General features: G+C 64.5%; 20 protein-coding genes and 3 pseudogenes. 11 read left to right on the top strand and 12 right to left on the bottom strand.

Going from position 1 to position 24,986, the window contains the following annotated elements; all coding sequences use genetic code 11:
- Entirely contained in the window at positions 1–444 is a 444-nt protein-coding gene (locus ACP7A3_RS08750) for a hypothetical protein (RefSeq protein ID WP_426256084.1), read from the top strand.
- Positions 445–1,458: 1,014 nt separating this feature from the next.
- On the opposite strand, the gene ACP7A3_RS08745 is transcribed toward ACP7A3_RS08750, so the two are convergent.
- Positions 1,459–2,469 carry an EthD domain-containing protein gene (locus ACP7A3_RS08745; RefSeq protein ID WP_426256085.1) on the bottom strand — a complete coding sequence of 337 codons (1,011 nt, stop codon included), beginning with the start codon at positions 2,467–2,469 and terminating at the stop codon, positions 1,459–1,461.
- Positions 2,466–3,689, bottom strand: coding sequence for an MFS transporter (locus ACP7A3_RS08740; protein WP_426256086.1), 1,224 nt, complete (start codon positions 3,687–3,689; stop codon positions 2,466–2,468). Before ACP7A3_RS08740 ends, ACP7A3_RS08745 begins: the two co-directional genes overlap by 4 nt.
- Positions 3,690–3,741: 52 nt before the next feature.
- Here ACP7A3_RS08740 and ACP7A3_RS08735 point away from each other — a divergent pair, with 52 nt between their 5' ends.
- The gene (locus ACP7A3_RS08735; RefSeq protein WP_426256087.1) at positions 3,742–4,740 is read left to right on the top strand and encodes a LysR family transcriptional regulator; all 999 of its coding nucleotides are present in this window, start codon (positions 3,742–3,744) and stop codon (positions 4,738–4,740) included.
- A 21-nt stretch (positions 4,741–4,761) separates the two neighbouring features.
- Here ACP7A3_RS08735 and ACP7A3_RS08730 read toward each other — a convergent pair.
- Positions 4,762–4,992: pseudogene (locus ACP7A3_RS08730) on the bottom strand (DUF3363 domain-containing protein); the annotation flags it as partial.
- Positions 4,993–5,004: 12 nt separating this feature from the next.
- Here ACP7A3_RS08730 and ACP7A3_RS08725 point away from each other — a divergent pair.
- The 4 genes and pseudogenes from ACP7A3_RS08725 to ACP7A3_RS08710 form a co-directional block, all read left to right on the top strand.
- A pseudogene (locus ACP7A3_RS08725) lies at positions 5,005–5,265 on the top strand (transposase domain-containing protein); the annotation flags it as partial.
- The gene (locus ACP7A3_RS08720) at positions 5,262–5,861 is read left to right on the top strand and encodes a plasmid pRiA4b ORF-3 family protein (RefSeq protein WP_426256088.1); all 600 of its coding nucleotides are present in this window, start codon (positions 5,262–5,264) and stop codon (positions 5,859–5,861) included. The pseudogene ACP7A3_RS08725 and the gene ACP7A3_RS08720, both read left to right, overlap by 4 nt.
- 379 nt (positions 5,862–6,240) lie before the next feature.
- Positions 6,241–7,401, top strand: a complete 1,161-nt coding sequence (locus tag ACP7A3_RS08715; protein WP_426256089.1) for a tyrosine-type recombinase/integrase — start codon at positions 6,241–6,243, stop codon at positions 7,399–7,401.
- Between the two features lie 141 nt (positions 7,402–7,542).
- Positions 7,543–7,788, top strand: a complete 246-nt coding sequence (locus tag ACP7A3_RS08710) for a hypothetical protein (protein WP_426256090.1) — start codon at positions 7,543–7,545, stop codon at positions 7,786–7,788.
- On the opposite strand, the gene ACP7A3_RS08705 is transcribed toward ACP7A3_RS08710, so the two are convergent.
- Positions 7,773–9,155 (bottom strand): short-chain fatty acyl-CoA regulator family protein, encoded by a 1,383-nt coding sequence (locus tag ACP7A3_RS08705; RefSeq protein WP_294285492.1) that lies wholly within the window; start codon positions 9,153–9,155, stop codon positions 7,773–7,775. The genes ACP7A3_RS08710 and ACP7A3_RS08705 overlap by 16 nt on opposite strands.
- 115 nt (positions 9,156–9,270) lie before the next feature.
- On the opposite strand from ACP7A3_RS08705, the gene ACP7A3_RS08700 reads away from it, so the two are divergent.
- From ACP7A3_RS08700 to prpB, 5 genes are read left to right on the top strand one after another with little or no spacing between them, the layout of a single operon-like run.
- Positions 9,271–9,603, top strand: a complete 333-nt coding sequence (locus ACP7A3_RS08700; protein ID WP_426256091.1) for a hypothetical protein — start codon at positions 9,271–9,273, stop codon at positions 9,601–9,603.
- A complete protein-coding gene (acnD, locus tag ACP7A3_RS08695; protein WP_426256092.1) occupies positions 9,600–12,224 on the top strand; it encodes a Fe/S-dependent 2-methylisocitrate dehydratase AcnD in 2,625 nt (874 codons plus the stop codon). Before ACP7A3_RS08700 ends, acnD begins: the two co-directional genes overlap by 4 nt.
- The gene (gene prpF, locus ACP7A3_RS08690; protein ID WP_426256093.1) at positions 12,221–13,381 is read left to right on the top strand and encodes a 2-methylaconitate cis-trans isomerase PrpF; all 1,161 of its coding nucleotides are present in this window, start codon (positions 12,221–12,223) and stop codon (positions 13,379–13,381) included. Before acnD ends, prpF begins: the two co-directional genes overlap by 4 nt.
- 16 nt (positions 13,382–13,397) lie before the next feature.
- Entirely contained in the window at positions 13,398–14,561 is a 1,164-nt protein-coding gene (prpC, locus tag ACP7A3_RS08685; RefSeq protein WP_426256094.1) for a bifunctional 2-methylcitrate synthase/citrate synthase, read from the top strand.
- Positions 14,562–14,575: 14 nt separating this feature from the next.
- Positions 14,576–15,496, top strand: coding sequence for a methylisocitrate lyase (prpB, locus tag ACP7A3_RS08680; RefSeq protein WP_426256095.1), 921 nt, complete (start codon positions 14,576–14,578; stop codon positions 15,494–15,496).
- A 52-nt stretch (positions 15,497–15,548) separates the two neighbouring features.
- On the opposite strand, the gene ACP7A3_RS08675 is transcribed toward prpB, so the two are convergent.
- The 8 genes and pseudogenes from ACP7A3_RS08675 to ACP7A3_RS08640 all read right to left on the bottom strand — a co-directional run bounded on the left by ACP7A3_RS08675 (position 15,549) and on the right by ACP7A3_RS08640 (position 24,956).
- Positions 15,549–15,737: a flavin reductase family protein gene (locus tag ACP7A3_RS08675; RefSeq protein WP_426256096.1), complete on the bottom strand. Its 189-nt coding sequence runs from the start codon at positions 15,735–15,737 to the stop codon at positions 15,549–15,551.
- 32 nt (positions 15,738–15,769) lie between these two features.
- Positions 15,770–16,050, bottom strand: a pseudogene (locus tag ACP7A3_RS08670) (transposase); the annotation flags it as partial.
- A 469-nt stretch (positions 16,051–16,519) separates the two neighbouring features.
- Entirely contained in the window at positions 16,520–17,404 is an 885-nt protein-coding gene (locus tag ACP7A3_RS08665) for a transposase (RefSeq protein WP_426256097.1), read from the bottom strand.
- A 12-nt stretch (positions 17,405–17,416) separates the two neighbouring features.
- Positions 17,417–17,872 carry a transposase gene (locus ACP7A3_RS08660; RefSeq protein ID WP_426256098.1) on the bottom strand — a complete coding sequence of 152 codons (456 nt, stop codon included), beginning with the start codon at positions 17,870–17,872 and terminating at the stop codon, positions 17,417–17,419.
- A gap of 338 nt (positions 17,873–18,210) precedes the next feature.
- Positions 18,211–19,539 (bottom strand): mannitol dehydrogenase family protein, encoded by a 1,329-nt coding sequence (locus ACP7A3_RS08655; protein WP_426257210.1) that lies wholly within the window; start codon positions 19,537–19,539, stop codon positions 18,211–18,213.
- 38 nt (positions 19,540–19,577) lie between these two features.
- On the bottom strand, positions 19,578–20,990 hold the full coding sequence (uxaC, locus tag ACP7A3_RS08650; protein WP_426256100.1) for a glucuronate isomerase: 1,413 nt from the start codon (positions 20,988–20,990) through the stop codon (positions 19,578–19,580).
- The gene (uxuA, locus tag ACP7A3_RS08645) at positions 20,987–22,201 is read right to left on the bottom strand and encodes a mannonate dehydratase (protein WP_426256101.1); all 1,215 of its coding nucleotides are present in this window, start codon (positions 22,199–22,201) and stop codon (positions 20,987–20,989) included. The genes uxaC and uxuA overlap by 4 nt, the downstream gene beginning before the upstream one ends.
- Positions 22,188–24,956, bottom strand: a complete 2,769-nt coding sequence (locus tag ACP7A3_RS08640; protein WP_426256102.1) for a glycoside hydrolase family 2 TIM barrel-domain containing protein — start codon at positions 24,954–24,956, stop codon at positions 22,188–22,190. The genes uxuA and ACP7A3_RS08640 overlap by 14 nt, the downstream gene beginning before the upstream one ends.
- Between the last annotated feature and the right edge of the window lie 30 nt (positions 24,957–24,986).

Genomic DNA, 24,986 nt, shown 5'->3' with positions numbered 1-24,986 from the left:
ATGATCCGCCATGATCTCACGCCTTGGCCGCTGGTCCTTTCCAGCATGAGCGGCCCAATGATGCTGGAAGAGCAGCTTGCATTCTTCGCAGCGTGGACCGGCTGGCTCGACCGGGGCGAGCGTTTCGCGACGCTGCGCGTCTTTGCCGATATCGAAGCCCTGCGACGCCCGGAAGGCGGGGCAAAGGAAGCCAAGGCCTGGCTCCAGGCCAATGCCGAGCGCGTCAAGGCTCAGGTCATGAGCATGGCGGCGGTGGTACCGGTCGAAGCCTATAATGAAGTGAGCCGCATGAACGCGGAAAAGCTGTTCGGCGTGCCGGCACAGACATTTGCTCGGAGCGATGAGGCAGTCGCATGGATCGTCAGGTTGCTTGCGGAGGCGAACATTGAACTTAAGCCTGACGCGGTGCATGAGCGACTCGGCGCCCTGACACGTTCCGTCTGATCAGAGTCGGCGGGGGCTTTGATGCGCCGCAGGCGAAAGGTCTCTATCGCGAAGGGATTGCCCAACACTTGGGCTGACCTGGCGGGCGAGACCTTCGTGACGCGTACCGGCGGGACCGCATCGCGCGCCTGCAAGCATATTGTTGAGCGTCTCGCGGGCGTCTCAACAGAGGTCATTGAATAAGCTTGTAGTGGAACATTCCAGATCGGATCGGACGTTAGCAGTGATCCAGGCCAGCTTATCGACTGTATGGCGAAACCAGCAAGTCGCGCGCAGGCACCGGGCACGTGCAACGCAGTGATCGGTAGTTCTAGGGCACGGCTAAGTATACCCATCCCCCCCCAGCGCGGGTGCGGAGCGATGCGGGTATGCGGAACCGCACGATATACACCGCGCCCCGCCGCCCTTCATGGGCGGGTCGTGGCCCACTCAGCGCAGATGTGGGACAGGTTTGTGTAGCAGGTATTGCCGTCCCGCCAAGAGGCGAAAAGCTATGTCATTGAATTTTTGATCAAATCCCCAATTTTGGCGCGCCGCGCCGGGTGAAGACGAAGACTATGTCTACGCCATAACCCTATAAAATCATGTGTTGCACGGTTATCGCGTGTCTCTTTATCGATCATGTGCCTGCACAGTGTTCGCCACCACCACGCGGCCCCTCCAGGTGGCTCTCCCGTCGCTGTCGATCGTGCTCCACTCCTCGCTGTCCGATCCTCGGACGAAGGGCGCGTTGCGTGCCATCACCGCGGCGTTCCGGGAGCATCGCGGGCCGAGCGGCAGACCTGTTGCGCTTCGAGCCTGACACGCTCATCCAGCAACGGGCGCGATCTCTTGCCCGCGCCTGTGGGCGGCCGAGACGAATGGGCGGCGTGATGACAGCTCAGATGTTCGGCGACGGCGATTGTCTGAATGAGGGAGACTAGAGGAATGCGCGACCCCTAGCTGGGTCGGCACGCCCTTTCGGCAATTAACCATAGGTGCTGAGTGCCATCGCCGTCGCACATGCTCTGCCGCCTACGCCTCGATGCGAGTCACCCGTTCGGATGCTAGCTGATCGACAATCGAAAAGGTGACGCCGGTCCAATACTCGCCAGCATCGGGTGATGTAATGGAACGCTCGGCTTGCTCGATGTGGCGATAGCTGTCCGACAACAGGAACGATTCCAAATCTTTCGTGGCGGCGAAGGACATCACAGTCACCCCGTCGATCCGGCTGGTGGCTGGATGGAAGAACGGTTCGCCCTCGACCACCGGGCCGATGCTGTGAAGCTGGACATACCGCCTGACCAACCGGTTGGTATCGGGCTGGCTCGAAACCAATTCGGCATGTTCGTGCAGCCAAAGACGGTGGAAGGTCTCCCGATCAAGCCCCTGACGCCGGACGTGCGTCTTCACGAGAGTTATGGCGTCGTTTCCGGCTGAGTTTGGCAGGATGATGAACTGGCGTGTCAGGAGCGGACCGAGGTCGCGAAAGATCGCCTGGTCTTCCGGCAAAATTTTTCGACGGACCCGCTCGGAGCCGAGCACTGCCCCAAGATCGTCGAGACTGGCGAAGTTGAGATAGGCCACGCCATCCCATCGTGGTCGGCGATAAGGCTCGACATGGCCGATGATGGTGTCGAAGAGTTGTCCTCTGTCATCCAGCGGGGGCCGATACGGCGGTGGGTTCAGGCTCGTCGGCCCCGGAGCCAGCCGTTGAATCTGATCATAGCGCAACAGCAGATCGATGGCCTTCTGATCGTCGGCCGCGTCTGGATGTAGGAACCGGACCCCATGCACCTTGCGCCAATATTCGCCCCAGTGCTCGAAGTTGATATTGGCATCGGGTTCGAACGCATTGGCAGCCGGATCAACCGCCGGATCGGCGAGAGGCTTGCCGTCTCGGCCTACGATATGGCCCGCCGCGCGGCTGCGCTGGTCGAGAGGGGTCGAGTCTGCCCGCGCTAGAAACGAAAAGAGCACGGTCAACGGGGCGGCACCGTCATCGGCTTCGGCCGTTGAGGGCGATGCAGCGGCAATGGTCATGAGTCAGTCTCCTTGAAAACCGGACGAATGATCGGAGGAAAAAAGGAGCGCAGGAGCGCGAGAAGGCTCGCAGTCGCTCCCGTCACGCACACACCGGCCCAGCCGTGATGGCTCCACGCCCAGCCGCCAACGACGGCACCGATGGACATGCCGGTCATCGCGGCGGTCATCAGCAGACCGTTCAATCGGCTGCGTGCGTCGGGATCGATGGCAGTCACGATCGTTTGATGCGACACGAGTCCCGCCATGACGCCGAGATCGAACAGAACTGCGCCGGCGATGAGGGCGACGAATGAATGCGGCATCACCAGCATGAGCGCGAAGGCTCCGGCCACCAGCAGGCAACCCAACCGGATGGCTGCAAGCGGCCCTTTGCGATCGACAAAGCCTCCGAACATGGGCGCACCGAGGGCACCAGCCGCGCCAGCGAGACCGAATGCTCCCGCTATGCCTGCCCCAAGCTGATAAGGCGGTTCGGCCAGCATGAGCGCGAGCGTGGACCAGAATGCGCCAAGGGTCGCAGCGAGCAAAGCCTGCGTCATGAGCGCCTTGCGAAGCAACGAATGGCGAAGGGTCAGCGTGGCCAGACTTCGCAGCAGGCCGAGATAGGTGCCCGCCGCCGGAGCGGATTGGCGCGGGAGCATCCACCAAACGGCCAGCGCCACGATCGCGACCATCGCAGCCGCAAGTCCGAACATGGCCCGCCAGCCGAGGAAGTCCCCGACGATCCCGCCGACCGTACGGGACAAGAGGATGCCGCACAGCAGTCCGGTGGTGACAAGCCCGATGGTTCGTCCGCGCCGCTCTTCCGGCGCGTGCTGCGCGGCGAGCGGGATGAAGTCCTGTCCGACACTTCCCAGCAATCCCAACGCGGCGCTTGCGACCAGCAGAACGGAAAGAGCCGGAGCGCTCGCCGTCGCCAGCAGTACGAGAATGAGCAGGGCGGATTTCGTGAGGATCAGGCGTTTGCGATCCACAAGGTCCCCAAGCGGCGCTAGCAACAGCATTCCCGCCGCGTAACCTGCTTGCGAAGCCGCCGGGACGAGACTCGCGGCTTCGGGCGAAATACCGAACGAAACCTGTACCAGCGGAATGACGGGCTGGACGTAATAGACGTTGGCGACACCGACGCCCGCGCCGATCGCCATTAGCCAGAGAAGATCCGGCGCATTGCCCTGCACACCTACGTCTTTGATATTCGATCGTGCCTCTTCCGGCATGGCTTCAACTCCTTGGGACGGGGGCCGGACAGCCGCACCCGGAACAAGTCTATTGGCGAATTCGCTGGAGAAAAATGCCAATTCGCGGCAAAGAGAGTTGACAAAATTTCGTCAATTGGAAGGTGAAATGGTTCCGGTCGAACACCTCAAGGGTATCGCCGCTTTCGTGCAGGCGGCCGACGCCGGCGGTTTTACCGCAGCGGCTGAACGGCTGGGTTTGTCGAAGTCGGGAATCGCTAAAAGCGTGTCGCGCCTTGAGGAACGGCTGGGTGTACGGCTCTTCAATCGTACCACGCGGCGCTTCGCCCTGACCGCAGAGGGCCAATCGTTCTACGACACCTGTGTGCGAGTCTTAACCGAACTCGAAAACGCCGAGGCGGCCTTAAACGAGCACCGGCAACGGCCTCGTGGCCGTTTGCGCGTCGACCTCCCGGTCGTGTTCGGCAGGCGCTGGGTGGTGCCGATCCTGCTCGATATCGGCGCGCGTTACCCTGAATTGTCGCTTGAAGTTTCACTGACTGATCGCCGGATTGATCCGGTCGAAGACGGCATCGACCTCGTAGTCCGCATTGGCGATCTGGATGACAGCACCACGCTTATTGCACGACGCTTGGGCCTACAGAAGTCCGTGCTGTGCGCCAGCCCAGCATACCTCGAACGTCATGGATACCCTTCTTCGCTCGACGAATTGGGCGATCATGCGTGCATCATCTTCGGTCGAGGCGGACACACCTTACCTTGGTGGTTCGTGGACGAAAAAGGCGTTCCTTTTGCTAGGTCTGTCAAAGGGCGTTTCGCGTTCAACAACAGCGATGCCATTTGCGATGCCGCTTTGGCGGATTGCGGCATCGCGCTGCTTTCGACTTGGTTGATTGCCGATCATCTCCGCGAAGGCCGGCTGATCCAAATCTTGCCGGCGATAAAGACACGCGGATTTCCAATTCATGCTCTATGGCCCCAAGCCCGACATGTGGCTCCGAAGGTGCGTGTCGTGGTTGACGAGCTAGTGGGCCGTTTCCTGACGGAACCTCTTTGGGACAGGCCTGTATGAGATGACCTTCTGTTAGATCCGTCATAAAGCCAGTGCCCGCTGCCGTCCAAGTTGCCATGACACCGATCCGGCCTGGACGATGCCGCTAACTTCTTTGCCGAGCTGTCGGTCGATAACCGGCCGCCATGGGACAAGCGTGAACTCATGGCTCTGCTCGACCATGGCGAACTTGCCGCTGGATAGCTGGACAGTCCCGGTGAACTTGCCGCCTAACCTCTCGCAATCGGTCGCGGCGCGGAACGACAGATTCTTGGCCGCCTATAGATCGAAAACAACATCGCGGAGCGCGCATTGCGCGGGGTCGTCGTCGGACGCCGAAACTGGCTGTTCGTCGGTTCTCGCACCGGCGGCGAACGGGCCGCTGCCATCTACACCATCATCCAGATGTGCAAGGCCAACGGCGTCGACACGCAGGCCTATATCACCGACGTCATCGCCAAGGTCGCTGACGACTGGCCCGCCAGCCGCTGGAACGAACTCATGCCGTGGAACTGCCCCCCCGAACCGGCCAGACTGGCGGCATGAGCGCCGAGACCATCCCCCGCCTGCATATCGTACTCGATGACATCGAACCCGTCATCTGGCGCCGGGTCGACGTGCCGGTCACCGCCAGCCTCAAGGTGGTACACGACATCGTCCAGGCCGCGATAGGCTCGGCGAACTGCCATCTGTGGCATTTCGAGGCCGGCGACCGGCGCTACGGCATCCCCGACCGGATGTGGCCGGAGAGCGGCATGACCGCTGCAAAGAACGTGAAGCTCGCGGCCCTCATCGACCGGGGCGTGCGGGGACTCGTCCACACCTACGACATGGGCGACGACTGGCGGCACACCATCACCATCGAGAGTCGGCCCCGGCGAACCCGACGTCAAATATCCGCGCTTCGTCGATGGGGAACGGCGCTGCCGCCCGAGGATGTTGGCGGCTTACCCGGTTTCGAGATGTTCCTCGATGCCATGGCCGACCCCAGTCACGAAGACCATGACCCCTTACGTGAATGGTATGGCACCCCCTATAACGCCGAAGACATCCACGAACCCTTCACCCGCCGCGCTGTCACCGCCATCGCCATCCGCCGTCACGCCGGCAAACTCACCTACCAGAAAAGCCGCGCTCAATAACAAGGCGGCCTACTGGCCACGCTTGCAGCCTAACTCATATCTGGGTTTTGACACAGCCTCGGTCTGGAGTTGCCGTTTTATGGCAGTCGGATTTTATCGGGCTTTAGCGTGGAATCGGACGTGTCGCATCCCGGTTGGTGGGTGGGCGGTGATCGGCGGCAATATCGCGCCATAGAGGGCAATCGGCGGGATTTGGCGCACCCGACAGGATTCGAACCTGGTGCACGTGCCTTTAGAGCGCCGAAAAGCGGTGCTGTTTTGATTCTTATTGGAATATATAACCGGCTTGTATTTGTTTGATTTGTTGCACCATGGCGTACAACATTATCCGGCCATGTTTTCCGTGATTTTTCCGCAAGGAATTCGTCAAGATTGGATCATGGCGATCGACTTGAGCAGGGTCAAGGAGCAGGATGCGCTGCGGGCGCAGCGCGAGCCGTTTTGGCAACGCATTCAGCCGGGGTGCTTCCTCGGTTACCGTCCGTCCGCACGTGAAAGTGCGGGAACGTGGATCGCGCGCGCCTACGATGAGGGACAACGCCGCTATCACCTCAAGGCTCTCGGCGACTTCGGCACCCTCCCCGGTCGTGATCGGTTCGCTGATGCAAAGAAAGCGGCTGAAGCGTTCGCGATGTTGGTCGAGTCAGGCGGCCGGCCTGCGGAGCGGATCGACACCGTCGAGGATGCTTGCCGACGCTACCTTGAAACCCACCCCGACGTTGTGGGCCGCGTCACATGCGGCATTTTTTCCGACCCTATCGCCAGCGTAAAGCTGACGAAACTTCGGCGCAGCCACTTGCAGGCATGGCGCCAGCGCCCGCAGCAGAAGCCGGCGCTGGTGACACGTCGCAAGAAGGGACCGCAGGTCACGCGCCCTCGCGCGCCGTCATCGATTAATCGTGAATTGGCCACTCTTCGGGCAGCCCTCAACAAGGTGCTGGCGCCAGGAACGCCTGGGACGGAGGCCGCGTGGCAGGAAGCCCTGCGCGCGATCCGAAATGCCGATCGCCAGCGTACCCTTTATCTCGATCGGAATCAGCGGCGTTTGCCGTTGCAGAAGATCGATCCCGAAGCGGAGCCGTTCGTCCGGACACTCTGCTTACTGCCGCTGCGTCCGGGCGCTGTGGCGCGCCTGACCGTCGCAGACTTCGACGCGCGAACGTCGGAATTGAGCATAGGGCATGACAAGAGCGGTAAGCCGCGGCGCCTCCCCATACCGAGCAAGGCTGCGGAGCTTCTCGGCGCCCGCGCTGAAGGGAGGTCACCCACCGCTCCCTTCCTAGCCCGCGCGAACGACAAGCCTTGGGCGAAAGAAACGCGGAAGCGGCCGATTGCCGACGCCGTCGCCGCCGCAAAGCTGCCGGTGGGGACTACCGCCTATACGCTCCGGCACAGCACCATCACCGACCTCGTCGACGCCCGGTCGCCGCTCCTTAGCGTCGCGCAGATCAACGGCACGAACGCGGAGATGATCGAGCGGCACTACGGCCATCTCAGTCGCACCGAAACTGTCGAGGCATTGTCAAAACTGGCGTTGTGAAACAAACCCGAAGACCCAATAGCCGTCATTCGAAGCTGCCAGACCGCTTCCCGCTTTCTGCCAGTCGTTCATCACGCGAGACCGAGGCAGTGACTCAAATGCTGGGCTGACTGTGTGTCGCCTATTGGGGGTGACGAGCGTGTGGGAAAACAGCTCGGCAACCAGATAGTCGGCGGGCGGGATGGTGCCGTGCGGGCGAAGGCGTTGCGCAGTTCCTGCTTGAACTGGCTGTCCCAGCCGCTCTTCAATGGCGTGAACGATGCCCCTATAACCCGGCAGCGAGCATCGCCTCGACGTCTTCTGGAGGCCAAGCTGGTGGCCGATCCGTCGATCATCGCCGCATGGCGGCGCGCCGATGCCAGCGCCAAGCGTCAGGCGACGGGATAGGGCACCGGGGCGGCAGTGTTCTCGTCAATGGTGAGCGCCCGCCCGATCGGCGGAAACGCCCGCTGCGGGCACGCTGGGCGCTCACACACCTTGCACCCGGCGCCGATGGGCGTCGCGAAGGAAGGATCGGCCAGATCGAGCCCCCGCGAATAGACGAGCTGCCCCGCATGGCGCAGGTCGCAGCCGAGCCCAATCGCGAACACCTTCTCCGGGTCGCCGAACCCGGCAGACCCGCTCGCCACTGTCCGCGCGACCCATAGATAGCTGCGCCCATCGGGCATCTGTGCAACCTGACGCAGCACACGGCCCGGCTGAGTGAATGCCTCATAGACGTTCCAGAGCGGGCAGGTCCCCCCGACACGCGAAAAGTGGAAGTCGGTCGCCGACTGCCGTTTGGAGATGTTGCCCGCACGGTCGACGCGAACGAAAAAGAAGGGCACGCCCCGCGCACCGGCGCGCTGGAGCGTCGACAGGCGGTGGCAGATCGTCTCGAACCCCACACCGAAGCGCCGCCCAAGGCGCTCAATGTCGTACCGCTCGGCTTCGGCGGCAGTCAGGAAGTCGGCGTAGGGGAGGACCAACGCGCCTGCAAAATAATTGGCGAGGCCGATCCGTCCCAGGCGGCGCGCCTCCGCATCGGCGAGGACGGGATCGTCGGCAAGGTCGTCGATCACTTCGCCCAATTCGAGAAAGGCGAGCTGGGTCGCCATCTGGAACACGCGCTGGCCCGGTGTCAGCGAGGCGGACAGCGTTAGCGCTTGTGCGGCGGGATCGAAGCGGCGTGGCGCGGTGGTAATATCGGTCAGCACCGCGATCCCGTGGCGCGCTTTCAACCATGCCGTCAGGCCGTCGTGAAGCGTGCGCGGGCTCAGACCCGCGTCGCGATAGAGGCGTTCGGCCGCTTCATCCAGCAACTCGACATGGTTGTGGCGCGCGTAGAAGAAGTCCCGAACCTGCTCGAAGGGCTGGCGGGCGCGGTCCCCGATGCTCCATTCGTCGCCCAGCTCGGCCGCCATCGCGTCACCGCGCTCGATCGCATCGCGATACCGCCGATGCAGCGCGACCAGCGTGCGCCCGACTGCGGGCATGTTCGTCGCCAGCTCGCGCAGTTCGGCAACGGACACCGCCTCCTCGACGTCGGCGATCGCATCGCGAATGTCGGTCATCAGGCGTGCCTCATCGTCCTCTGAGAAAATTTGAACGTCGACACCGAAGGCGGCGTTCAGCTTCAGCAGGATCGGGACGGTCAGCGGACGCTGGTTCTGTTCGAGCTGGTTGAGATAGCTTGGCGAGATGCCGAGCGCCTGGGCAAGCTCGACCTGCTTCAGCTTGCGTTCCTCGCGCAAGCGCCGAAGCCGAACCCCCATGAATGCCTTGCGCGCCACCATAACTTCGCAACCTTCGCAGATTTGCTAATCGACCTTCGCAGGATTTCACGCTTTCAGTTCTGTGAAAGCGCGACTGTTTGCGGATTATGCGAATATGCTTGCTGCCGCCCAACCGCAAGGTGCCGACCTTCTCGACCGCGTCCTCGGGGCAGCCACGGCACGCGCGCGGGATGTCCTGGGTGAAAGCGTTTCGCTCCATCGCTGCCACGACATCGAACTGCGCACTGTGCTGGATAAGGTCGCATTCGAGGCATCATGCGTCAGCCAGAGCGACGATGGCCTCGTCGTCGCCGTCTTCGCCAGCGGTCGCGACGCAGCGGGATGCGACTGCATGGTCGCCGCTGGCCGCTTCACCTTCTCGACCTTTACCCGACCGAGCGCGTCGATCGCCACGCGGCTCGCCCAATGGACACCGGGAGCCCCATGAACACTGTTTACCAGAAGCCGCTCGACGGCACAGCTCTCACCTACTTCGATGCGCGTGCCGCGATCGAGGCGATCCGCCCCGGCGCTTACGACACGCTTACGTACGTCGCGCGCGTGCTGGCCGAGCAACTGGTCCGCCGGTGCGACCCCGCACTGTTGAACGACGCGCTGATCCAGATCGCCGATCGCCGGCGTGATCTTGATTTCCCTTGGTATCCGGCCCGCGTCGTCTGCCACGACATCCTTGGCCAGACCGCGCTGGTCGATCTCGCGGGTCTGCGCGACGCCATCGCAAATCAGGGCGGCGACCCCGCCAAGGTCAATCCCGTCGTGCCGACCCAGCTCATCGTCGACCACAGCTTGGCGGTCGAGCATGGCGGCTTCGATCCCGACGCCTTCGCCAAGAACCGCGCGATCGAGGATCGGCGCAACGAAGACCGTTTCGACTTCATCGAGTGGACCAAGCGCGCGTTCGACAATGTCGACGTGGTGCCGGCGGGCAACGGCATCATGCACCAGATCAATCTGGAGAAGATGTCACCGGTGATCCAGGTGCGTGACGGCGTCGCCTTCCCGGATACCTGCGTGGGCACGGACAGCCACACGCCGCATGTCGACGCGCTGGGCGTGATCGCGGTGGGTGTCGGTGGCCTTGAGGCGGAGACGGTCATGCTCGGCCGCCCGTCGATGATGCGCCTCCCCGATATCGTCGGGGTGAAGCTGACGGGGCGGCGGCCGGAGGGGATCACGGCGACCGACATCGTCCTCGCGCTGACCGAGTTCCTGCGCAAGGAGCGCGTCGTCGGAGCCTGGCTGGAGTTCTTCGGCCCCGGTGCCGACAGCCTGTCGATCGGCGATCGCGCGACCATTTCTAACATGTGCCCGGAATATGGCGCAACCGCAGCGATGTTCTACATCGACCGACAGACGCTCGACTATCTGCTGCTGACCAATCGCGCGCCCGAACAGGTCGCGCTGGTCGAGACCTATGCCAAGGCAACCGGCCTATGGGGCGATGCGCTGGCGACCGCGCAGTATGAGCGGGTGCTGACCTTCGATCTGGGCGGCGTCGAGCGCAACCTTGCCGGCCCATCGAATCCGCACCGGCGCCTGCCGACCGCCGCGCTCCACGACCGCGGCGTTGCGAAGGATCTCGAAGGTGCCGTCGCGCAGGAGCGCGAAGGACTAATCCCGGACGGCGCCGTCATCATCGCCGCGATCACGAGCTGCACCAATACCTCGAACCCCCGCAACGTCGTCGCGGCGGGGCTGGTGGCGCAGAGGGCCAATGCGCTCGGCCTGACGCGCAAGCCGTGGGTCAAGACCAGCTTCGCTCCCGGATCGCGGGTGCCCGCGCTCTATCTCGAAGAAGCCGATCTGCTGCGCGAGTTGGAACAACTCGGTTTCGGCATCGTCGGCTTCGCCTGCACGACCTGCAACGGCATGTCGGGCGCGCTCGATCCAGTCATCCAGCGCGAGATTGTCGAGCGCGATCTGTACACGACCGCCGTCCTGTCGGGAAATCGCAACTTCGACGGGCGCATTCACCCTTACGCCAAACAGGCGTTCCTCGCTTCACCGCCGCTGGTCGTTGCCTATGCCATCGCCGGCACGATCCGGCTCGATATTGAGAAGGACGTGCTGGGCATCGCACCGGATGGCCGCGACGTCAGGCTTGCCGACCTGTGGCCGAGCGATGCCGAGATCGACGCGATCGTGCGCGACCATGTGAAGGCAGAGCAGTTCCGCGACGTGTACGAGCCGATGTTCGCCCGCTCAGGCGACGGCAGCGCGCCGGTCAGCCCACTCTACGACTGGCGTCCGCAATCGACCTACATCCGCCGGCCGCCCTATTGGGACACCGATGGTCTGGGTGCGCTTGCCGCCAGTCCGCGCACGCTCACGGAGATGCGCCCGCTCGCGATCCTGCCCGACAACGTCACCACCGACCACCTGTCGCCATCGAACGCGATCCTGCCGACCAGCGCGGCGGGCGAGTATCTTACCGCGATGGGGGTGCCGGAGGAGGACTATAACTCCTACGCCACCCATCGCGGCGATCACCTGACGGCGATGCGCGCGACCTTCGCCAATCCGCAGCTCGTCAACGAAATGGCAGTGGTCGACGGCGTGGTGAAGAAGGGCAGCCTCGCCCGGATCGAGCCCGACGGCACAATCGTTCGCATGTGGGAGGCTATCGAAACGTATCTCGGTCGCCGGCAACCGCTCATCATCATCGCCGGTGCCGATTACGGACAGGGATCGTCGCGCGACTGGGCTGCGAAGGGCGTCCGGCTCGCAGGCGTCGAGGCGATCGTCGCCGAAGGGTTCGAGCGCATCCACCGCACCAACCTCATCGGCATGGGCGTGCTGCCGCTGGAGTTCCAGCCCGGCACCACCCGCCTCAACCTGAAGCTGGACGGCACCGAGACCTTCGACGTGGTGGGGACGCCCAATGCGCGCGCCGAGCTGACGCTCGTCATCCACCGGGCCAATGGGTTGCGGACGGAGGTGCCGGTGCAGTGCCGTCTCGACACCGCCGAAGAGGTGTCGATCTACGAGGCGGGCGGCGTCCTGCAACGCTTCGCGCAGGACTTTCTCGCGTCGAGTGCGGCAGCATGACGCCGCAGCTCCGCATCCCGGCCACCTATATGCGTGGCGGCACCAGCAAGGGCGTGTTCTTCCGGCTCGAAGACCTGCCCGAACGCGCGCAGACGCCGGGCGCCGCGCGCGACCGGCTATTCGCCCGCGTCATCGGCAGCCCCGACCCTTATGCCGCGCATATCGACGGCATGGGTGCCGCGACGTCCAGCACGTCGAAATGCGTGATCGTCTCCCCGGCGACGCGTGCGGGCCATGACGTCGATTACCTCTATGGGCAGATCGCGATCGACAGCGGTGCGCTCGACTGGTCGAGCAATTGCGGAAATCTGTCGACGGCGGTCGGGGCGTTCGCGATTGCGGCCGGCTATGTCGATGCCGCCCGCGCAGTCGACGGCCTCTGCACGGTTCGCATTTGGCAGGCGAATATCGGCAAGACGATCGTCGCCCATGTGCCGGTCGCCGATGGGCAAGTCATCGAGACGGGCGATTTCGAGCTCGACGGGGTCGCCTTCCCGGCCGCCGAGATCGTTCTGGAGTTCGTCGACCCCGCCGATGCGTCGGACGCGCTGTTCCCGACCGGCCATCTGGTCGACACGCTGAAGGTCGACGACGTCGTCGTGCCGGGCGGTGTGATCCTGGCGACCCTCATCAATGCCGGAGTGCCGACCGTCTTCGTCGCGGCGGAGGATCTGGGATATACCGGCGCCGAGCTGCGCGACGCCATCAATGGCGACGCGGACGCGCTCGCCCGCTTCGAGGCGCTGCGCACGGCCGGCGCTGAGGTGATGGGCATCGCCAAGACGACGCGGGCACCGGCCATCGCCTTCGTCGCACCGCCCATCGACCATTGCACGTCGAGCGGCCGGGCGGTGGTGGCCGGCGAGGTCGACCTGCTGGTCCGCGCGCTGTCGATGGGCAAGCTCCACCACGCGATGATGGGCACCGCCTCCGTCGCGATCGCCGCCGCAGCGGCTGTACCGGGCACGCTGGTCAACAAGGCCGCCGGGGGCGGCGAGCGGACATCGATCCGTTTCGGCCACCCTTCCGGCAGCTTGGGGGTCGGTGCCGAGGCCAGCCAGGCGAACGGACAATGGATCATCACCAGGGCGGTCATGAGCCGCAGCGCGCGGGTGCTGATGGACGGTCATGTCCACGTCCCCGCCGACAGTTTCTGAGAGGAAAGTCAGACCGATGAACGACGTAACCACCTTCAAGCCGAAGAAATCGGTCGCGCTCTCGGGCGTGACGGCGGGAAACACCGCGCTATGCACCGTCGGCCGTACCGGCAACGACCTGCATTATCGCGGCTATGACATTCTCGACTTCGCCGAGACGAGCGAGTTCGAGGAAATCGCCCATTTGCTGGTCCACGGTGCGCTGCCGACCGCGGCGCAGCTCACTTCCTACAAGAAGAAGCTGCGGACCTTACGTGGTCTCCCGCGCTCAGTGAAGGAGGCGTTGGAGGCGATTCCCGCCGCGGCGCACCCGATGGACGTCATGCGCTCGGGCGTGTCGGCGCTGGGCTGCGTCCTGCCCGAAACGCACGATCACAATGTCGCCGACGCGCGCGACATCGCCGACCGGCTGATGGCCTCGCTCGGATCGATCCTGCTCTACTGGTATCATTTCGCGCACCATGGTCGCCGGATCGAGGTGGAAACCGACGACGACAGTATCGGTGGTCACTTCCTCCATCTGCTGCACGGCGAGGCACCATCCGACAGCTTCGTGAGCGCCATGCACACCTCGCTCATCCTCTACGCCGAGCATGAGTTCAACGCCTCGACCTTCACCGCCCGCGTGATCGCCGGCACCGGCTCGGACATGTATTCGGCCGTCGCCGGCGCGATCGGCGCCCTGCGAGGTCCCAAGCATGGCGGCGCGAACGAGGTCGCCTATGAAATCCAGAAGCGGTACGCGACCCCTGACGAGGCTGAAGCCGACATCCGTCGCCGCGTCGAGGCCAAGGAAGTCGTGATCGGCTTCGGCCACCCGGTCTATACCGTGGCTGACCCCCGCAACGTCGTCATCAAGCGCGTCGCCAAGGCGCTCGCCGACGAGGCAGGTGCCCAGCGCCAGTTCGCTGTCGCTGCGCGCATCGAGGAGGTGATGTGGGACGCCAAGCGGATGTTCCCGAACCTCGACTGGTTCTCGGCCGTTTCCTACAACCTGATGGGCGTGCCGACCGCGATGTTCACGCCGCTGTTCGTCATCGCGCGCACCAGCGGTTGGGCGGCGCATGTCATCGAGCAGCGCCACGACAACAAGATCATTCGCCCGTCCGCCAATTACACTGGCCCCGAAGACCTCGCCTGGGTCCCGCTCGCCGCCCGCGGTGACCATCTCGCTGCCTGAAGGAGTATCTCGCTTTGCCGTATCTCGTTTCTGCCGAACTGCCGACCGAATCCGCGGGCAAGCGCTTCCGCGCCGCATTGTCGCGACCGGGGATCTACCGTCTGCCAGGCGCCCATAACGGCCATTCCGCGATCCAGGCCCGCAACGCCGGGTTTGATGGGCTCTACCTGTCGGGGGCGGCGATGACCGCGTCGATGGGCCTCCCCGATCTCGGCATTATCACCATCGATGAAGTCGCCTTTTTCATCCGCCAGATCGCCCGCTCGGCCGCGCTGCCGTTGCTGGTCGATGGCGACACCGGCTATGGCGAGGCGCTGAACGTCATGCACATGGTGCGGACGTTCGAGGATGCTGGGGCCGGTGCAGTCCATCTCGAGGACCAGATCCTGCCCAAGAAATGCGGGCACCTGAACGGCAAGAGCCTGGTCCCGACCGTCGACATGGCGGCCAAGGTCGCAGCCGCGAGGAAGGCGGCGCGGGATCTGGTGATCGTCGCCCGCACCGATGCGGTCGGGGTCGATGGCTTCGATGCCGCGGTCGAGCGCGCACGGGCCTATGTCGAGGCAGGTGCGGACGCGATCTTCCCGGAAGGGTTGACCAGTCGCGAGATGTTCGAGGCGTTCGCGGCCGCGATGCCGGGCGTGCCGCTGCTCGCCAACATGACCGAGTTCGGCAAGACCCCGTTCTTTACGGCACACGAGTTCGAGGCGATGGGGTACAAGATGGTGATCTGGCCGGTCTCGTCCTTACGCGTCGCCAACAAGGCGCAAGGAGAGCTATACGCCGCGATCCAGCGCGATGGCGGCACGCACAACGTGGTCGAGCGGATGCAGACACGGGCCGAACTCTACGATGTGATCGGACTGCACGATTACGAGGCTCTCGATGCCTCGATCGTGAAGACGATCGTTCCCGAGGCCATGCCGCAAGCGTGATCGATCGAAGATCGCGGCCGGTGAGAAACCGGTTGCGATCCCCGCTCCGGCGTTACCCGATCGGTGTCAGCGTGTGAAAAACGCTGGAATGAAACACCAGCGACATGATCCCTTCTGCGGTCGCGGCGCGGTGGAGCCGTAAGAGGATGATGTCGTGGTCGCCCGCCGCGACCTCCTGCTCCATTGAACAGTCCAGCCGGGCGCCGGCATCGGCCGGGAACATCGCGCCGTCCGGGGTCACCTCGTATCCAAGCCCCTTGAAGCGGGCGCCGACCGGCAGAACCAGCGACAGGCCAGGTTCCAGTGCACCTCGTCGCACAATCGCCGTTCGGGCGGGATGCCCATGCAATAGCCGATGATGAGCATCCGGATCATCAGCTCCGGATCGATCGAAGGGCGGCCCGTCTCGCCGTAGAACGGCTTCAGCTCCTCGCGAATGCCGGACAGGTCGACGAACCGGTCGATCGAGCGCAGCAGATGGTCCGCCAGCACGTGCCGCTCCAGGCTGAAGCTGTAGAACAGCGCCTCTGCGCCACCGTCCGCTCGCCCCTCATCGGCCCGTCTTCGCTCACCTCGCGAAGGTTGAATCAGACCATCGACACGACTGCAAGACGGCCTTTCTTCAACACAATCGGGCGGGAGCGGCCGCCCTACCCTTCCGTCACGAAGACCCAATAGCCGTCATTCGAAGCTGCCAGACCGCTTCCCGCTTTCTGCCATTCGTTCATCACGCGAAACCAAGGCAGAGACCCAAATGCTGGGCTGACTGTGTGTCGCCTATTGGGAGGAAGGCGGAACGTCTGCAAACGGGAACCCCGAAGGCGATAGCCGACATCGCGCGGCACAGCCTTTTCCCGAAAACGATGGCAGACCGTGCGGAAACTCATCGGCTGGCTGCCACCTGATGGTTCTCGTCTGGACGGGTCAGAGATCACCCAGATCCGGGTTTGCGGCGGTGCTGGCGCTGCAATGGCTTCATGGGCGGCATGTCTGGCGCAGCGTCGACCCAAATAGCGCCCCGGATCAGACCCGTACCGCCCGGATCATGCTCGGCACGCCGATGAGGGTGATGGCCCGTCTGAGGTTATAGACGAGCGCGGTCAGGCTGAACTCGCCACGAACCTTCTCCAGCCCGCGCATGAGGAACGCGCCTTGGTTCATCCACTGCTTGATCGAGCCGAACGGGTGTTCGACCGTTTCCCGGCGAATGTTCAGGATGCCGGGCCGTTCGGCGCGCCGCTTGGCCATGCGCTCGAGCACCGCCTCGTTCTCCCAGCGGTTAATGCGGCGCCAGCGGCCTCCGGTGCAGCGCGCCCTGATGGTGCAGGCGGCACAGGCGGCGGGGCTGGAATACTGGATCGACACGTGGCCGTTCGTCACCGAGCGGTAGCGGGTGTCGAGAAGCCGGCCGCCGGGACAATGGTAGGCGTCGGCTGCCGAATTGTAGAGGAACCGCTCCTTGGAAAGCGGCCGTTGGTGACCGCGCTGCCCCGCTCGGGCCTGGCGACGTCCGCTCGCCTCGCAGGCCTCGATGTCCTCGCCCTTGTAATAGCCCATGTCGGCCACGGCAGCGACGCGCTCGACGTCGAGCACGATTCTGGCCGCGCCGGCAGTGGATGCGAGCAGACCCATGTCGGTCGCGGCGTTGGTGACGTGCTGCTCGACGATGAGCTTGTGCTTCGCATCTACCGCCACCTGAGCGTTATAGCCGACCGTGGTCTTTTTACCCGTCACCATCGCGCGCGCATCGGAGTCGGTCAGTGAGATCTGGCTCTCGCCGCTGGCGGTCAGCTGCTCCAGCAGCGCCGCCTGTACCTGCCGCTGCTCACGCACCTTGGCGATCTTCGCGGTAAGCGCCTCACGGCGACCGGGCCCATGGCCATCCTCGCCGCGGTCGATGGCGTCCAACTCGGTCAGGTATCACTCGATCCGCTCGTCGGCCACCGCCATATACCTGGCCAGCTTGCTGCTGGAGAAGTTGCGTCCCGGATTGTTCACCGCCTTCAGTCTCGTGCCGTCCACCGCCAGCAACTCGCGCCCGAACAGGTCGAGCCTGCGGCACAGGGTGACGAAGGCGCGGAACACCGCCTTGAACGCGCCCCGGTTGTCGCGGCGGAAGTCGGCGATGGTCTTGTAGTCCGGCCGCAACCCGCGCAGCAGCCAGATCAATTCAAGGTTGCGCGTTGCCTCGGTTTCCAGACGCCGGCTCGACCGCACCCGGTTGAGATAGCCGTGTAGGTACAGCTTGAGCATGTCGGCCGGATCATATCCGGGTCGTCCCGTCGCCTTCGGCCGTGCACGCTGAAAGCCAGCATCGCCCAGATCGAGGTCATCGACGAATGCGTTGATGAACCGCACCGGGCTGTCCGCCGCCACATAATCCTCGACCGACGCCGGCAGCAGCAGTGCTTGGTCGCGCGCATGACCCTCGATCTACGCCATGAGCACAGCATACGCCTGCCCACGGGCCTATGGAATCACCCGGCGAGTTTTCGCACAGTCTGCGGTCGCTTTCGGGAAAAGGCTGTGCCGCGCGATGTCGGCTATCGCCTTCGGGGTTCCCGTGTGCAGACGTTCCGCCCTCCTCCCAAAAACTTCTTATACAACATGGCTCGTTGAACCTTGGTGACGAGCTACCAACGTTCTCAATCGCCCACCTGCTGGTGCCCGCTATCAATTGCGACGCGGTCCTGGAGGCGCTCCTCTGGCAACACCTACGGCAACAGGTTACGAACTTCGACGCGTTCGTCTCGGGACAGAGCAAGGCCTTCGCCGAACATGCCCGAGGGTCCAAGGAGCTCGTTGACCACGCCATCAGGATTCGCGCGCATCCAAGTTTGCGCCATCATTTTTGCGTTCGGATCGTCGACTGCTTGCCGATCGCCGCGTACGAACAGGACCCATGCTGCAATCGCCCGAAGGATAGTTGGGGAGGATCGCCCCGCGGCACGATTGTCGGCAACCGTGACGAGCCAGCGCGCGCCGATCTTCTGTGAGCCATCCGCGGCAATTTGTATTAGTCGATGCGGCAGCGCAGGATTACGGAAGCGGGCAAGCAGCAGGTCGGCGTAGCGATTGAGATCCTGCCCCGGACTCGTTCTGATAGTAGGCGCGGCCTCATCTCGCATCAGGCGGCCAATGAGCGGCCCGATGGCAGGATCGGCGATGGCCTCGTGAACATAGGCATGCCCACGCGCCAGCCCTAGGTAGGCTAGCGCCGAATGTGCGCCGTTCAACATGCGCAGCTTGGCGGTTTCAAAGGGCACCACATCGTCGACGAAGGCGGCGCCGGCGAGATCCCAGCGCGGCCGGTCGCCGGCAAAGCGATCCTCGATCACCCACTGGCTGTACGGTTCGGTAATCACAGCGCCCTCGTCGCGCAGACGGAGCATGCTTTCCGCGGAATCAAGGTCCGTCGCCGTCGTCGCGGGAACGATCCGATCGACCATCGTGGCGGGGCAAGCCCATGTCTGCTCGAACCAGCGACGATGCGACGGTGAGAGTGTATCCAGATGTTCGCCCAGCCGCTGCCGCAGCACGCCACCATTGTTCGACAGGTTATCGCAGCTGATCAGCGTCAGTGGTGCCAGTCCGGCATCGTGCCGCGCGATGACCGCCTGGGCAAGATAGTCGTAGATGGAGCGTGGGTTCGCGCCGGCCACGGGAGCGCCTGCCTTTGCATCCTGCGCATACCCCTTTTCAGTCACGGTCAGCGTTACGATCCGCGTCTCGGGCGAGGCGAGTGCCGCGCTTACGCGCCCCGGCGCTTCGGGCGCGACGATCACGTCAGTCACGGCTTGGACCAGCCGTATAGCCGCGCCGCGTGCCTGCCTCTCCGTCACGGTGTACAGGCAGCTCTGAGGGGCGATCTGGTCGCGCACCTGCTGCGAACGCAGCGACACGCCCGTAATTGCCCAGTCGCGATCGCCCGCCGCCATCGCCAGATCGGTATAGGTCGCCTGATGCGCGCGGTGGAATGCACCGATGCCCAAATGAACGATGCCCGCACGCTGCTCCTGGCGATCATAGTCACCGCGCGCCACGGCGGCAGGCAGCTGATCGGCGGTCTCGGCGGACAGCCTCACAGCCGATACGACCGGCGGACCAGCCCGCTGGTCAATTCCTGTGCGAGATCGGCGGCCTCCCAGTCCTGCAGGCGATGTTCGGCGACCAAGCGGGCGAGGAACGCGCAATCCACGCGCCGAGCGACGTCGTGGCGGGCCGGAATGGAGAGGAAGGCACGGGTATCATCGTTGAAGCCGACCGTATTGTAGAAGCCGGCCGTTTCCGTCGTCATTTCGCGAAAACGGCGCATGCCTTCGGGGCTGTCATGGAACCACCAGGCGGGGCCGAGCCGCAGGCAGGGATAATGACCGGCAAGCGGCGCGAGTTCGCGCGCATAGACGCTTTCGTCGAGTGTGAAGAGAATGATCGTCAGGCCCGGGGCGTTGCCGACGACGTCCAGCATCGGCTTTAGCGCCTGCACGAATTCGGTCCGCGTCGGAAAATCAGCGCCCTTGTCGCGGCCATGGCTGCCGAACAGGCCGGCATTGTGGTTGCGATAGCTGCCAGGGTGGATCTGCATCACCATGCCATCGTCCAGCGACATGCGTGCCATTTCGGTCAGCATCTGCGCGCGGAACAGTTCGGCGTCTGCCGTCGTCCAGGTGCCGCCGACGATCCGCGCGAACAACGCTTCCGCCTCCGCCGGCGTGAGATCGGCGGTGGCGACCGTCGGGTGACCATGATCGGTTGCCGTCGCACCGGCGGCACGGAAGTCCGCGCGACGGCGGCGGTGCGCGGCCAGATACCCCTGCCACTGAAAGACATCCTCACCGGTGAGTTCGCCGAAGCGCTGCATCGCGCCCGCGAACTGTTCATGCTCGACATCGATTACGCTGTCGGGGCGATAGGTGGTGACGACCCGCCCCTTCCATCCCGAGGCATGGATGCGATGATGGGCATCCAGATCGTCGTGTGCGCCCTCGGTCGTCGCCAGGAAGTCGATGCCGAAGCGGTCGAACAGCGCGCGCGGACGGTAGGTATCGCTCGCCAGCGCATCGCCGATACGATCGAAGTAGCGGTCGGCGGTGCTGCCATCCAGCACCTCTTCAAACCCGAACACCTCGGCAAAGACGTGGTCGAGCCAAAGGCGCGACGGCGTGCCCCGGAACAGGTGATACCGTTCGGCAAAGGTACGCCACGCCTCGCGACGATCGGTCGCGGGCTCGCCATCGCGCCGCCGGATCGCCAGCGCGTCGAGCGGAACGCCCTGGCTGTAGAGCATGCGGAAGATGTAATGGTCGGGTTGGAGCAGCAGCGTGGTCGCGTCGCTCCAGGGCTGGTTGTCGGCGAACCAGCGCGGATCGGTGTGGCCGTGCGGGCTGACGATCGGCGCATCAACAATGGTCGCATACAGCGCGCGTGCGATGTCGCGCTGGACGGGATCGCTTGCGAACAACCGGTCGGGATGGAGCGCCAGGAGCCGGCTCACACCTGTGCCTCCGTCTTCTGCCGAGCATGGATCAGCCCGTGTTCCAGTCCTCGCAATTCGGCGAGTCCGCGCAACCGCCCGATCAGCGAATAACCGGGGTTGGTCACCTTCTCGAGATCGTCGGCCATCTGGTGGCCGTGGTCGGGACGCATCGGGATAGCACGCTGCTCGCGCGTGCTGAGAGCGACGACTTCGGCGACCACCGCAGCCATCTGCGCATCGCCGCCCAGATGCGCGGCCTCGTGGAAGGTGCGCTCACCCTCATGCGCGACGGCCCGCAGGTGGAGGAAGCCGATACGACCGCCCAGGCGGCGCACCATCCCCGGCAGGTCGTTATCGGCGCGCGCACCGAACGACCCCGTGCAGAAACAAAGTCCGTTGGCCCGGCTCGGCACGCGCGCGAACAAGATGGCGACATCCGCCTCAGTACTGACCACGCGCGGCAGGCCGAAGATCGGGAAGGGCGGATCGTCAGGATGCACCACCAGACGGATGCCAGCCGCTTCCGCCGCCGGGCAGACCGCTTCGAGGAACTCGATCTGATTGGCACGCAGCCGGTCCGCATCCACATCGCGATAGGTCGCGAGCGCCTGCAGGAATTCGGGCGAGCTGAAACTTTCCTCGCTGCCCGGCAGCCCGGCGATGATCGTGCGTTCGAGCCTGTAGCGCGCGGCATCGTCCATCGTCGCAAACCGCTGCGCGGCACGCTGCTGCATCGCGGGGGTATAATCATCCGCGGCGTTGGCGCGCTGCAGGATGTGGATGTCGTAGACCGCGACCGCTTCCCATTCGAAACGCAGCGCACGGGCGCCATCGGGCAGCCGCCAGGCAAGGTCCGTACGCGTCCAGTCGAGCAGCGGCATAAAATTATAGGTGACGGTCGTGATGCCATTCGCGCCCAGATTGGCGAGGCTGCGCCGATACGCATCGATCCAGCGCTCCCAGCCGGGGCCGCGCGTCTTGATCTCCTCATGCACGGGAAGACTCTCGACGACGGTCCAGCCGAGCCCGGCGTCCGCGATCATCGCCTTGCGCGCGGCGATGCGATCAGCCTCCCAGATCGTGCCGTTCGGCAATTCGTGGAGCGCGGTGACAACCTCGGATGCCCCCGCCTGCCTGATATGGGCGAGCGGCACCGGATCATTCGGCCCGAACCACCGCATCGTCGGCGTCATGCGATGCACCGCTCGCTGCTGATCAGCGCGCGCCACGGGCAACCTCCGCGATCTCGATCGCCGACACGATCGCATCTCCCCTGCCCGGCACGAAACCGAGGTCGAGCGTTCCGCCCCGCACCGAGACCAGCGTACGACGTTGCAGCGCCTTGCCGCTGCCGCCCGCCTCGCGCGCGATATCCAGAGCGGAGACGATCGTCTTACCGTTCGCGGTCACGCCGAAGACACGTTCGCCCGGCGCCAATGACGGTTCGACGAACGTCAGCGTCACCCGATAACGGCCGTCCGGCAGGGGCACCTTGTAGCCGAAGCGCCCGTGGCGATAGGTCGCGGCGACCGCAGCATCGGGCGTTCCCGCGATCTGGGCGGCGACGGCAGGCTTGCCATAGTCCGCCGGCTTGTTGAGCGTCCCCGCTTCGCCGCCGGCGAAGAAGGCGTCCGACCCGAAACGATGCGTAGCCGGTGCGGCGACGATCGCGCCGGCGTCGATCCGCACATTGGCCTGCGCGTCGGCACCAAGCTGCCACGACACGCGATCCTCGACCGGTGCGCCCGGGAAGCGGCCGCGTGCCACCAGATCGTTAGAGCCGCCGTCCAGCGCGACCTGTTGCCAGACGCAAATGCGGTCGGGACAATCGCTGCGGGTGCCGAGCGAGCGCCCGTTGAGCGTCAACTCCGTAGCGGGCGCATTGCTGTACACGCGCACGTCGGCGACTCGATAGGCGCGGTCGGCATAGCGGCGTCCGTTGATGTGAACGGTGGGCGTGGTGGTCCAGTTAGCCTTGTAAAAGTAATAGGCATCCTTTCGGATCGCCCGGTCGTAGGTCACCAGTCCCTTGGTATTGATGTCCTGCGCATCGCCCTCGGCGCGAATGGTGGTTGCGAAGTCGAATGAGTTCCACAACCACGTGCCCCAAAGGTACGGCCGCGCCTTCAGCGCCTTCCACGCCTCTTCGTGGATATAGCTTTCATATTCTTCCGGCTGCAGGCGACCGCGCGAATCGATCGGCCCGCCCAGCACGTCGTCGGTGTGGATCGTCGTCGCACCGCCGGCCCCATATTCGGTCACGGACAGCGGCTGGTCGGGCCGCTTCGCCCGCAGCATGTCGAGATGCGGCCCGAAATCGCCGGGCTTGCCGAAATACCAGCCGAAATACCGGTTCGCTCCGCCCAGGTCAGCCGCCGCCGCGGTTGTCGGGATGGCGGTGCCCTCGTCGAACAAGCGCCCCTCGCAACAGGTCGCAAGCGCGGTCGGGCGGCTGGGGTCCTCGGCATGCGCAAGCGTCTGAAGATTGTGCAGGAGCGGCATCGGATCGGGCGACTTGCCGTCGGGATAACCGGTCAGAAAAGCCGGGAACGAATTGCCGAAATCGACCTCGTTGGCGATCCCCCATGTCACGACGGAAGGATGATTGCCGTTCTGGTGGATGAGCTCGCGCAGCTGCTGGCGCGCATTCTCAACCAGCGCCGACCGCGGTTCCAGTTCACCGCGGCGCGTCCACGCCGACACGAGCGGAATTTCGTCCCAGACCAACAGGCCGTATTTGTCGGCGAGATCGTGGATCGCCTGACCGTGCTGATAGTGAGTCAGCCGGATGGCGTTCACCCCCATCTCGCGTATGATCGCCACGTCGTCCTCCACGTCTTGCGGCGTGATGGCCCAGCCCTTCCCTTCACGATCCTGATGATAGCCCACCCCGTGCAGTGCGACATGTTCGCCGTTCAGGTACAATCCGCTCGCGGGATCGATACGGATGGTGCGAATGCCGAACGGTTGCGACACCCGGTCGCGCACCTGCCCGCGTGCGTCGGTGACATCGACGACAAGGGTGTACAGATACGGGTCCTTCGTACCCTGCCACAGATGCGGGTTCGCGATTGCGAGCGTGACCGGCACTTCGGACATGGCGGATTGCGGCCCGCCCGCTTTCGACGCGGTGGCCATGAGGGTCGCCGCGCCCTGCGCCGTTGCGGCAACCTTGCCCGTTGTGTCGATCAGACGCGCGATGATGCGAACAGGCGTGCGGCCCTTGTTGTCGGTGGCGACGCGCGTCCGCACCGTGACACGCGCCGCGGTCGCATTCGCCTCGAGCGTGGACGCCGCGACACCTGAACCGCCGTGATCCTCCATGTCGATGTGGATGGCATCGGTCGTCACCAGGCGTACCGGTCGGTAGAGGCCGCCGTGGACGAAGAAATCGCCGGTCAGCGGCAGGACGTCGGCCGTTGCGGCATCCTTGTCGCCGGGCGCACTGTTGTCGACGCGGACGAGCAGCACGTTTTCCTGACCGGGGCGCAGTGCCTGCGTCGCATCGAGACGGAAGCGCGAGAATCCGCCGGCGTGATGGCCGAGCTTACGCCCGTTGAGCCATACGTCGGCGATGCGGCTGGCGGCGTCGAATTCGAGCCACTGTCGCTTTCCCGAAGCCGCCGTCCCTGCCGCCGCCGGCGTGAAACGCAGGCTGTACCAGCCAACGCCTTGCATTTTGTTGACCGATTGTTCGGTGTTGACGTGCGACGCCGCGTTTGGCCGGTAATAGCCGACCCGGTTCCACGTATGCGGCACCGTCACCGGTTGCCAGGTCTCGTCTTGCAGCGGCCCAGCCACGGGATCGCTCGCGGGCGCACCCAGGTGAAAGCGCCAGCCTTGACGGAGCACAGTTTCACCACGCACCGGCGCAGCCTGCACCACCACCTCCCCCACGCTTGCCTGCTGCGCATATGCAGGTTGCGCAACGATCGACGCGAGTGCGCTTGCGGTCGTGAAAAGGCACAGTGCCTTGGTTGTCATAGTGCCTCTCCAGCTACGGAGACCTGCATA

The sequence above is a fragment of the Sphingomonas sp. DC5200-1 genome, from assembly GCF_049897245.1.
GTDB lineage: Bacteria > Pseudomonadota > Alphaproteobacteria > Sphingomonadales > Sphingomonadaceae > Sphingomonas > Sphingomonas aquatilis.
The sequence above is the reverse complement of the archived record's forward strand: the minus strand, read 5'-3'. Positions and strand labels throughout refer to the sequence as shown.

Excerpts from the sequence above, each read along its gene's own strand:
- ACP7A3_RS08750 (WP_426256084.1), top strand. The coding sequence starts at position 1 with ATGATCCGCCATGATCTCACGCCTTGGCCGCTGGTCCTTTCCAGCATG.
- ACP7A3_RS08745 (WP_426256085.1), bottom strand. The coding sequence starts at position 2,469 with ATGACCATTGCCGCTGCATCGCCCTCAACGGCCGAAGCCGATGACGGT.
- ACP7A3_RS08740 (WP_426256086.1), bottom strand. The coding sequence starts at position 3,689 with ATGCCGGAAGAGGCACGATCGAATATCAAAGACGTAGGTGTGCAGGGC.
- ACP7A3_RS08720 (WP_426256088.1), top strand. The coding sequence starts at position 5,262 with ATGAGCGCCGAGACCATCCCCCGCCTGCATATCGTACTCGATGACATC.
- ACP7A3_RS08715 (WP_426256089.1), top strand. The coding sequence starts at position 6,241 with ATGGCGATCGACTTGAGCAGGGTCAAGGAGCAGGATGCGCTGCGGGCG.
- ACP7A3_RS08705 (WP_294285492.1), bottom strand. The coding sequence starts at position 9,155 with ATGGGGGTTCGGCTTCGGCGCTTGCGCGAGGAACGCAAGCTGAAGCAG.
- ACP7A3_RS08700 (WP_426256091.1), top strand. The coding sequence starts at position 9,271 with ATGCTTGCTGCCGCCCAACCGCAAGGTGCCGACCTTCTCGACCGCGTC.
- acnD (WP_426256092.1), top strand. The coding sequence starts at position 9,600 with ATGAACACTGTTTACCAGAAGCCGCTCGACGGCACAGCTCTCACCTAC.
- prpF (WP_426256093.1), top strand. The coding sequence starts at position 12,221 with ATGACGCCGCAGCTCCGCATCCCGGCCACCTATATGCGTGGCGGCACC.
- prpC (WP_426256094.1), top strand. The coding sequence starts at position 13,398 with ATGAACGACGTAACCACCTTCAAGCCGAAGAAATCGGTCGCGCTCTCG.
- ACP7A3_RS08640 (WP_426256102.1), bottom strand. The coding sequence starts at position 24,956 with ATGACAACCAAGGCACTGTGCCTTTTCACGACCGCAAGCGCACTCGCG.